The sequence below is a fragment of the Paenibacillus sp. P22 genome, assembly GCF_000469945.2.
GTDB lineage: Bacteria > Bacillota > Bacilli > Paenibacillales > Paenibacillaceae > Paenibacillus_O > Paenibacillus_O humicus.
In genome coordinates, this window is the sequence record NZ_CBRA020000173.1 from 1 (window position 1) to 8,907 (window position 8,907).

The window sequence follows — 8,907 nt, forward strand, 5'->3', positions numbered from 1 at the left end:
AGCCGGCCTCCCGCTGGCTGCACGGCGGCGAGGCGTTCGGCGTATCCGGCGCCGCCGCGATGTACCGCCGCAGCATGATGGAGCATGTTTCCATCGAGGGCGAATTTTTCGACGAAACCTTTTTCGCCTACAAGGAGGATGTCGATGCGGCATGGAGGGCGGAGCTTCTCGGCTGGAAGTCCCTCTACGCGCCGGAGGCGAGAGCTTTGCATGCGCGAGGATGGAAGGAAGGCGGGCGCTCGGCAATCTCTCTGTTTGTGCGGAGGCATTCGTACGAGAACCGGTTCTATACCTTGATTAAAAACGAGCGAAGTCTATTGAACCTGCCCGCGGTGATCGCGATAGAAACCCTCAAAGCGGGGTATATCATAGTGAAAGAGAGAGATTTGATTCCTTGCTGGAAATCCATCTGGAACCGGATTCCGGAAATGCGGCGCAAGCGGCGCGAGCTTCGATTGAAGCCGAGGCGCCGTTGATCCCCTGGCCTGAGACAGGCGCTTCTCTCATTGCCAGCAACCTTTTGCCGCATGACGCGTCGAATAGATAGCTGGCTTTCTCCTTTTTTGGTACAATTAGTGAGATAGCTAGACTTATAGATTTGCGGTGATGAAATATGTTGAGAAGAAACCAGCGTTTTTTGACGCAAATATACATTTTGGCGGATCTGGTCTGCATGCTGGGCGTCTTTCTGATCGCCTACTGGATCAAGTTCCATAGCGGACTGCTGCCGTCCTACGAGACGATCCCGTTCAAGACCTATCTGGTCTGGAGCACGGTCTATGCGTTCGCCGCCGTGCTGATCGGATTCTATACGAGCTTCTACCAGCCCAAGCGCCGGATGAACTTCTCGCGCGACGTGCTGAAGATCTTCCAGGTGCAGTGCCTGAGCCTGCTGCTTCTTTTGAGCCTCTTGTTCATCAGCAAGGAAGTACATATTTCCAGGGAATTCCTGGCCATCTTCTTCGCCTTCAACCTGTTCGCGATGATCGTATACCGGTTCGCGGTCAAGCGTCTGCTTACCGTGTTCCGCCGGCGCGGATTCAACAAGCGCTACGTGCTGATCCTGGGGGCGGGCAGCGTCGGCCGGAGCTTCCACGACCAGCTGCGCCTTTACCCGGATCTCGGTTATGAAGTGTACGGCTTTCTGGATGACTTCCATGTGCGGCACGATGCCGAGGTGACGGCGAGTTACGGCTCGGAGCCGATCAGCCCGATCGTCGGCAAGCTGCAGGATCTGGAGCAGATGCTGGCGGACAATCCGACGATCGACGAGGTCATCATGGCGCTTCCGCTGGATGCCCACTCCAAGTACGGCTCCATCATCAAGATCTGCGAGAAGGCCGGCGTCAAAACGCTCATCATTCCCGATTACTTCGATCTGCTGCCGGCCAAGCCGTTCTTCGACAATTTCGCGGGAGTGCCGCTGATCAACATCCGCGACGTGCCGCTGGACGAGATGGGCAACCGGATCGCCAAGCGAACCTTCGACATCCTGTTCTCCTTGACGGCCATCATCCTGCTGTCCCCGGTGCTGCTCGGAATCGCCGTCGGCATCAAGCTGACTTCCCCGGGCCCGGTATTGTTCCGGCAGGAGAGGGTGGGGCTTAACCGCCGCAGCTTCCATATGCTGAAGTTCAGGTCCATGAAGGTCAGCGCCGGAGTCGCTTCCGACGTCACCTGGACGGTCAAGAACGACCCGCGGCGCACCCGCTTCGGCACGTTCCTGCGCAGCACGAGCCTTGACGAGCTTCCTCAGTTCTTCAATGTGCTGAGGGGAGAGATGAGCGTAGTCGGTCCTCGTCCGGAACGCCCCTTCTTCGTGGAGCAGTTCAAGGAAGAAGTGCCGCGCTACATGGTCAAGCATCATATCCGGCCGGGAATTACCGGCTGGGCTCAGACGAACGGCCTGCGAGGAGATACGTCCATCGACGAGCGGATCCGGCATGACCTGTTCTACATCGAGAACTGGAGCTTCTTCTTCGATATCCGCATCATTTTCAAAACCGTCGTGAAAGGACTTATCCATAAAAATGCCTATTAACAGCAGGGCCGAATCCCCGGCTGCCGGTCTGCCTTATTCGCGGGGACCGAGTGACAGGATCTCGGTCATCATTCCGACGCGCAATGCGGGTCCGGGATTCGGCGAGCTGCTGGAGCGGCTTAAACGGCAGACTCTTCCCCCTTACGAAATCATTGTCATCGATACGGAGTCATCGGACGGAACTCCCGAGACGGCTCATCGTGCAGGAGCCCGAGTCCTTGCCATCCGGCGTTCGGAATTCGATCACGGAGGCGCCAGGAATCGCGCTGCCGCGGAAGCGACGGGCTGCATCCTGCTGTTCATGACCCAGGACGCCATGCCATGCGACGACCGGCTGCTGGAGCAGCTGGCGGTGTCGCTTCACGAGGATGGCGTCGGATATGCTTACGCCCGCCAGCTGGCCAGGCCCGAAGCGGATCAGCTGGAGCGCATGTCGAGGGAATACAACTATCCTCCGGAATCCCGGCAGAAGGGGAGGGAGGATCTGGGCGTGCTCGGCATCAAAACCTTCTTCTGCTCCAACGTCTGCTCGGCGATCCGCCGAGGCATGTTCACGGAGATGGGCGGCTTCCAGGAGCCGACACACTTCAACGAAGATCTATTCATGGCGGCAAAGCTCGTCCTTAAGGGCTACCGGATCGCTTACAATGCCGAAGCCCGCGTCGTGCATTCCCATGAATACACGCCGCTGCAGCAGTTCAAGCGGTTTTACGACAATGGCGTCTCCATGGCGGAGCAGTCCTGGATACTCCCTTACGCCTCCGTCGGCAAGGAGGGGGCCGGACTGGTCAAGGCCCAGCTCAAGTCGCTGGCGGGAGACGGCCAGTGGCTGCGGATTCCCCGCCTTGCGGCGGAAAATGCGGCCAAGCTGATCGGCTATAAGCTGGGCATCCACCACAAGCGGCTGCCGCTCAGGCTTCAGCGCAAGTTCAGCATGTATCGCCCGTAGCCGGACTTCGGTCCGCTTGCGGGCCTTCTTCTTATTTTGGAGGGACATCGAATGGAACAGCGGGCAGTAAGGCATGCCGAAGAAAGAATACGCACGGAGCTGCTGCCTGGGCTGAAGCTCGAAAGCGGGAGCTTGCGCCATCCGGTGCAGGCGCTGGATATTCCTCCGGGCTGGGAGCTGCTCGGCTGCGGCAACTATGCCGCGGTGCTGGCTCATCCGGAGCTCGAAGGGCTGGCGGTCAAGGTTTATGCCCCGGACCGGGAAGGCTGGGAGGATGAGGTCGAGGTATACCGCAAGCTGGGGGAGCATCCTGCCTATGGCCGATGTTATGCATCCGGCCAGCATGAAGGCACCCGGTACTTGCTGCTGAAGCGATTGCGCGGAGTGACGCTCTACCGAAGCCTGCTGGAGGGGCTTGTCATACCGGAGCAGGCGATTGCCGACGTGGACGAAGCGCTCGCCTACGCAGCCTCGAGAGGACTGAACCCTCATGATGTCCATGGGAAAAATGTGATGGTTAGCGACGGAAGGGGGATCGTCGTCGACGTATCCGATTTCTTGAAGCCGGAGCCCTGCAGCATGTGGACGGATTTGAAAAAAGCCTACTATGCTCTTTACCGGCCTTTATTCGCCAAGCCGGATCGCTCGCTGCGCATCCCGCCCTGGATGATGAACGGAATCCGCCTCGGCTATCGCCTGGTCAGGGGGCAATCGGGCCGCCGCCCGAAGGGAGCTCCGTCCAGACGGTCCCCCCAGGGGCCGCCGCCCGAATAGGGGCGGCATGACCTTGCGGACTGCGGCGGATACCGGCCTGAGCCGGCATCAATGGCCTTCGTCGCCGAAGGCCTCCGCCAGCCGGCGGGCCCGTTCCGCTTCGCCGCGGCGGACAAGCAGGCGCAGGCTGCCGGCTTCCTCGCTCAGCTTGGTCTTCACTCCATGATCCTTGAGATAGGCTTGCAAGCGGTACAGCCTGTCAGCTCTGATGCTGCTCTCCGACTTGGCGAGAACCCATCCTTTGCCTGCCTTGATGCTGGCAAAAACAATGGCTCCCACAACCAGCACGACAATTGCGGCCCATACGAACGCCATCCCGACACCACCCTCGTTAAGTTAGGATGCTTTCGTGGTTATTCTATTCCTGTGCGGCTGTCGGGCATGACAGGAAATGTACGTTTTGCGGAAAGGAGAAGGGAAGCGATGATCACGATAGGACTCGCGGGCTGGGGGGATCACGACAAGCTCTATCCGACCAGGGAAAGCGCACGGAACAAGCTCCACACCTACGGAGAGCTGTTTGGAACCGTGGAGGTGGACAGCAGCTTTTATGCCGTGCAGCCCAAGCGGAATATGGAGAAATGGACGGCGGACACTCCGGATGCGTTCCGCTTCGTCGTCAAGGCATACCAGGGCATGACCGGCCATTCCCGCGGCAAGATTCCGTATCCGGACGAGGACGCGATGTTCGCCGATTTCAAGCTTGCGCTGACGCCGATGCTAGAGAGCGGCAAGCTTGACTGCGTTCTGTTCCAATATCCGCCCTGGTTCGACTGCACGAGGGAGAACGTCGCTGTGCTTCGCGAAGCCAAAGCCCGCATGGAAGGAGTGCCATGCGCGCTGGAATTCCGGCATCAGAGCTGGTTCGTTCCGGGGATGAGGGAGAAGACGCTTGCTTTCATGCGGGATCAAGGCTGGTATCATTCCGTCTGCGACGAGCCGCAGGCGGGGGAAGGCTCGGTGCCGATCGTCGAGGAAGCGACGGACAGCGGCTTCACGCTGGTCCGTCTGCACGGGCGCAATGTCTCCGGCTGGCATTCCTCCGGCCGCCCGAACTGGCGGGAGGTCCGCTATTTGTACCGGTACAGCACGGAGGAGCTGGAGGAATGGGCCGAACGGCTGACGAGGCTGGAGAGGCAGTCGGAGCGGGTTGCGGTCATCTTCAACAACAACTCCGGCGGCGACGCGGCGGACAATGCCAGGGAGCTCATGACCCTGCTGGGGCAGCCGCTCCCTGCCCTTCCCGCCGATGCTGCCAGGGAAGCGGATCCGGATGTGGAGCAATTGGAGCTGTTTTGACAGCGCAAATAAGGAAAGATGCCGATTCTGATTTCCCGGCGGGGAAATGCAGGATCGGTTTTTTCGTGATATGGATTTTACCGACAGGATCAGCTCGTTCATGGGGGCGGGAGAAATAAAAGACATCGTTCCGTATGAGTTCGGCAGCGATTGAAAATCTAAAGGTAGAAATCAGGAGAGCGTTTCATGGTATCATAGCTGTTAGCTTGTGGAATAGAAATCAACCTAACAACCTAACAGATGGGCGGGTTCAACAATATGAATGCCAAAGTGACGATGCAGGATATTGCCGACCATGTCGGGATGTCGAAGTTCGCCGTATCCAAAGCCCTGTCCGGCAAGGGGGGGCGTCAAGCCCGAGACGAGGGACCGGATCGTACAGGCGGCCATCCAGCTCGGGTACAAGTTCCCCGCGCGGGACGCGGCTGCCGCGGACGTCATCCAGGCGCCGGTCTATGAGGGCAAGTCCGTCAACATCAACAAGCAAGTGATCATCCTCGTCCCGAACGTCCGCTTCCAGACCCGGCAGTCGTACTACTGGGGACGCATCATCGAAGGCGCCCAGGAGGAGCTGGACGAGCGGGGAATCGGCTCGATGCTGGTGACGGAGCAGATTACGAGCCAGTTCTCCACGATGATCAATCCCAGAGGGGTGATGGGGCTGATCGGGGTCGGTCTCATCTCCTATCCAAGCCTGCTGGAGATCCGCAATCTCGGCATTCCGATGGTGCTGATCGACCACGAGGAGCCGCTCATCCCGACGGATGTGCTGTCGATGAACAACTTCGAATGGATGAGGCGCATCGTCCATTATGTGATCGGCCTCGGACACCGGAACCTGCAGTTCGTCGGCAATCTGTCTTATTCGCGGAGCTTCTACGACCGCTGGTTCGGCTTCCGCTCCATGCTGGAGGAGCATGGGCTGGACGCGTCGGACCAGCATGACGGGCTGCTGACCGTGCGGGGACATAACCGTTCGGAAATGACGGAAGCGCTGGAGCCGATGCTGCAGGAGCTGGCGAGGGAAGGCAGGATGCCGACCGCATTTTCGTGCGCCAACGACTCCATCGCCATGTGCGTCATGACGCTGCTGGCCCGGATGGGGATTTCCGTGCCGGGAGACGTGTCGGTCACCGGATTCGACGACATTCAGGATGCCGCCCTCTCGAGTCCGACGCTGACGACGGTGCATGTGCACAAGCACGGCATGGGACGGCGGGCCGTCGAGGCGCTGCTGCGCCGAGCCGAGCAGCCGGCGAACCCCGTGGAGAAGGTGCTGCTGACCGGCGAGCTGGTCATCCGCCGCTCGACGGCGGCATCTCCAAGGTTATGAGAGGCTTGCTTGGCCGCTTGAAGCTCCGGCTCGATCCCCTCTGGCATCGGATGGAGGCCAGGCTGTTCATCGTATACGTGTTTGTCGTGCTGCTGCCGATCGCGGTCATTACGTATGTATCCGCATCCCATAATTTCCGCACGATCGAGAACAATACGATTACGTTCGCGTCCCAGATTTCCGGCAAAATGATGAACTCGCTGGACGACTACATCCACGATATGAAGCAGATTTCCATCATCCCGGCGTATCTCGACGAAATTCAGAGCGGACTTGAGCAGTCCAACCTTTTTTATGAAAACCACCGGGGGGAAAATCCGGACAGCGATCCTTCCTATCAGTGGGAGGAACGGAGCTTCAAGCTGAAAATCCAGCGCGAAATCGAAAGCAGCATCTATTTCATGAACAACCTCAAGGAAGGGTCCAGCAACGTGTACCTGTTCGACAAGCTGGGCAATCCCTATACCGCGGTCAAGAGCGGCGGCGTGCGCAACGACCTGCGCGAAACTTACTCCCGCTGGAAGCAGCTCGCGCAGGCGCGGAACGGAACTCCTGTGCTGGTCAGCACGCAGGCGGTGACAAGCAATTCGCACAACAAGCAATATGTGTTCACGGTCGTCCGGGACATCATCACGACCTCCTTCAACTCGGTCGGCCTCATCGCCGTCGACGCCAACATCGGGGTCATCGAAAACATGGTGACGGATCTCGACGAAGCGACCCGGGGCACGACGATCATCGCCGATGAAGAGGGCAACATCATTTACGACAGCGAGCGCCAGTTCCTGGCCCAGAACCTCGGGCAGACGCCGCTGCTGAAGCAAGCGAAGGGGGCATCGGGAAGCTTCCGGACGAAAGTGGCCGGGGAGGAGAACCTCGTCATCTACCGGCAGTCTCCCGAGACGGGCTGGAAGCTGCTCATTACCGTCCCGCAAAAGCATCTGGTGGAGGATGCGGCGCGCAACCGCATGTACAGCTTGGCCGCAGCCGGGCTGTCCATGGCCGCTGCGCTCGTTATTACCCTGATTCTGATCCTGGCTCTGACCAAGCCGCTTCGTTCCATCATCGGCCTGATGCGGCAAGTGCAGGGAGGAAACTTCGACGTCCAGTTTCCGGTCAAGCGCCGCGACGAGGCCGGCATGGTCGGACACGCCTTCAACCGCATGGTCGCGAGAATCCGCGAGCTGATCGACAACATCTACCGGATCGAGAAGCGCCGGACGGAGGCGCAGCTGGAGAACCTGCAGCGGCAGATCAACCCGCATTTCATCTACAATACGCTGGAGTCGATCCGCATGACGGCGATTCTCAACGACGACGCGGAGGTAAGCCGCATGGTGCAGCTGCTCGGCGAGCAGCTGCGGTACAGTCTCCATGCGGGAGACAACCTGGTATCCGTCGCCAGGGAGTGGGAGCATCTCGAGCAGTATATCGAGCTGATGAACCACCGCTACGGAGCCCGATTCAGGCTGAGCATCTCGCCGGAGGCCCGGCATGCCGACACGAGCGTCATGAAGCTGATCTTCCAGCCGATCGTGGAAAATGCGGTGCTGCACGGCTTCGACGACGAACGGGAATGGCTGAACATCTCGATCGAGACGCGCGTGGACGGTCCCGACCGCCTGTTCATCATCTGCGATGACGGCCGGGGTCTTGCGGAGGAGGAGCTGGAGCTTGTACGCAGCCGTCTGCAGCCGGGGGAGCCGGAGGGCGAGCCTGACCCGTACGCGGGAGGAATCGGCCTGCGCAACGTGCAGGAGCGGCTGCAGCTGCGTTACGGACCATCCAGCGGACTTAAAGTGGACGGAGAGCCGTCCAATGGAACTTGCGTCACCATGAGAATTCCGGATACGGCGCATCTGGCGCCGGACAGCGGAGCCGGAAGAGGGGAGGAGGAAGGACCATGATCAAAGTAGCCGTCGTAGACGACGAGGAGAAGATCCGTCTTGGCTTGGCGAAGATCATCGAGCGGACCAATCCCGCTTACAGCGTTGTCGGCGTCTGGGGGAGCGCGAGGGAAGCGCTCAGCAGGCTGGAGGAATCCGGAGCGGATCTGCTCATCACCGACATCCGCATGCCGCAGATGGACGGCCTCCAGCTGGCCGCGGAGCTGCGCAGCCGGGGAAGCGCCGTTCATATCGCCATCCTGAGCGGCCACAACGACTTCAATTATGCGCGCGAAGCTCTTCGCTGCGGCGTGGAGGACTATCTGCTCAAGCCCGTCAATCAGGAGGAGCTGGAGCGGCTGCTCGAAAGGGTGGAGGGCAAGGTCGGCGAGCAGCGCGGACGGCAGCCTTTCCAGCCGGAATCGCTGCTGGAGCTTATGCTGTCCGCAGATTCGTCGCGGATTCCTCGTCCGGTATGGCAGTCGGCATGCGACCAGCTCGACGAGCTGCCGCTGATCCGGGGCCTGTATGCGTTCATGGTGCTGCATGTCCTTCCTGAGCTGGACGGGGAGGAGCTGCGCCGGGCCGCGGCCGAGCTGCGCCGGGACAGCCTCGCCCTCGTCAG

At 60.0% G+C, this 8,907-nt stretch carries 8 protein-coding genes and 1 pseudogene; 8 read left to right on the plus strand and 1 reads right to left on the minus strand.

Annotated features, from left to right (window positions below; translation table 11 throughout):
- The 4 genes and pseudogenes from BN871_RS28610 to BN871_RS20995 form a co-directional block, all read left to right on the plus strand.
- Positions 1 to 476, plus strand: a pseudogene (locus tag BN871_RS28610) (glycosyltransferase family 2 protein); the annotation flags it as partial.
- A gap of 137 nt (positions 477 to 613) precedes the next feature.
- Positions 614 to 2,041: an undecaprenyl-phosphate glucose phosphotransferase gene (locus tag BN871_RS20985; protein ID WP_021878995.1), complete on the plus strand. Its 1,428-nt coding sequence runs from the start codon at positions 614 to 616 to the stop codon at positions 2,039 to 2,041.
- Entirely contained in the window at positions 2,031 to 2,990 is a 960-nt protein-coding gene (locus BN871_RS20990) for a glycosyltransferase family 2 protein (RefSeq protein WP_232313240.1), read from the plus strand. The genes BN871_RS20985 and BN871_RS20990 overlap by 11 nt, the downstream gene beginning before the upstream one ends.
- 51 nt (positions 2,991 to 3,041) lie before the next feature.
- Complete coding sequence (locus BN871_RS20995; protein ID WP_048748645.1) at positions 3,042 to 3,764, plus strand: hypothetical protein; 723 nt, start codon at positions 3,042 to 3,044, stop codon at positions 3,762 to 3,764.
- A 48-nt stretch (positions 3,765 to 3,812) separates the two neighbouring features.
- On the opposite strand, the gene BN871_RS21000 is transcribed toward BN871_RS20995, so the two are convergent.
- Positions 3,813 to 4,079, minus strand: a complete 267-nt coding sequence (locus BN871_RS21000) for a hypothetical protein (RefSeq protein ID WP_048748646.1) — start codon at positions 4,077 to 4,079, stop codon at positions 3,813 to 3,815.
- Positions 4,080 to 4,187: 108 nt separating this feature from the next.
- On the opposite strand from BN871_RS21000, the gene BN871_RS21005 reads away from it, so the two are divergent.
- The 4 genes from BN871_RS21005 to BN871_RS21020 all read left to right on the plus strand — a co-directional run.
- Entirely contained in the window at positions 4,188 to 5,063 is an 876-nt protein-coding gene (locus BN871_RS21005; protein ID WP_048748647.1) for a DUF72 domain-containing protein, read from the plus strand.
- Between the two features lie 295 nt (positions 5,064 to 5,358).
- Entirely contained in the window at positions 5,359 to 6,396 is a 1,038-nt protein-coding gene (locus BN871_RS21010) for a substrate-binding domain-containing protein (RefSeq protein ID WP_232313242.1), read from the plus strand.
- Positions 6,393 to 8,303 (plus strand): sensor histidine kinase, encoded by a 1,911-nt coding sequence (locus BN871_RS21015; RefSeq protein ID WP_048748648.1) that lies wholly within the window; start codon positions 6,393 to 6,395, stop codon positions 8,301 to 8,303. The genes BN871_RS21010 and BN871_RS21015 overlap by 4 nt, the downstream gene beginning before the upstream one ends.
- On the plus strand, positions 8,300 to 8,907 hold a 608-nt coding region (locus BN871_RS21020), incomplete at its 3' end, for a response regulator (protein ID WP_048748649.1). The genes BN871_RS21015 and BN871_RS21020, both read left to right, overlap by 4 nt.

Bases quoted from the DNA above. Each gene is read 5' to 3' on its own strand.
- BN871_RS20985 (WP_021878995.1), top strand. From the start codon at position 614: ATGTTGAGAAGAAACCAGCGTTTTTTGACGCAAATATACATTTTGGCG.
- BN871_RS20990 (WP_232313240.1), top strand. From the start codon at position 2,031: ATGCCTATTAACAGCAGGGCCGAATCCCCGGCTGCCGGTCTGCCTTAT.
- BN871_RS20995 (WP_048748645.1), top strand. From the start codon at position 3,042: ATGGAACAGCGGGCAGTAAGGCATGCCGAAGAAAGAATACGCACGGAG.
- BN871_RS21000 (WP_048748646.1), bottom strand. From the start codon at position 4,079: ATGGCGTTCGTATGGGCCGCAATTGTCGTGCTGGTTGTGGGAGCCATT.
- BN871_RS21005 (WP_048748647.1), top strand. From the start codon at position 4,188: ATGATCACGATAGGACTCGCGGGCTGGGGGGATCACGACAAGCTCTAT.
- BN871_RS21010 (WP_232313242.1), top strand. From the start codon at position 5,359: ATGTCGGGATGTCGAAGTTCGCCGTATCCAAAGCCCTGTCCGGCAAGG.
- BN871_RS21015 (WP_048748648.1), top strand. From the start codon at position 6,393: ATGAGAGGCTTGCTTGGCCGCTTGAAGCTCCGGCTCGATCCCCTCTGG.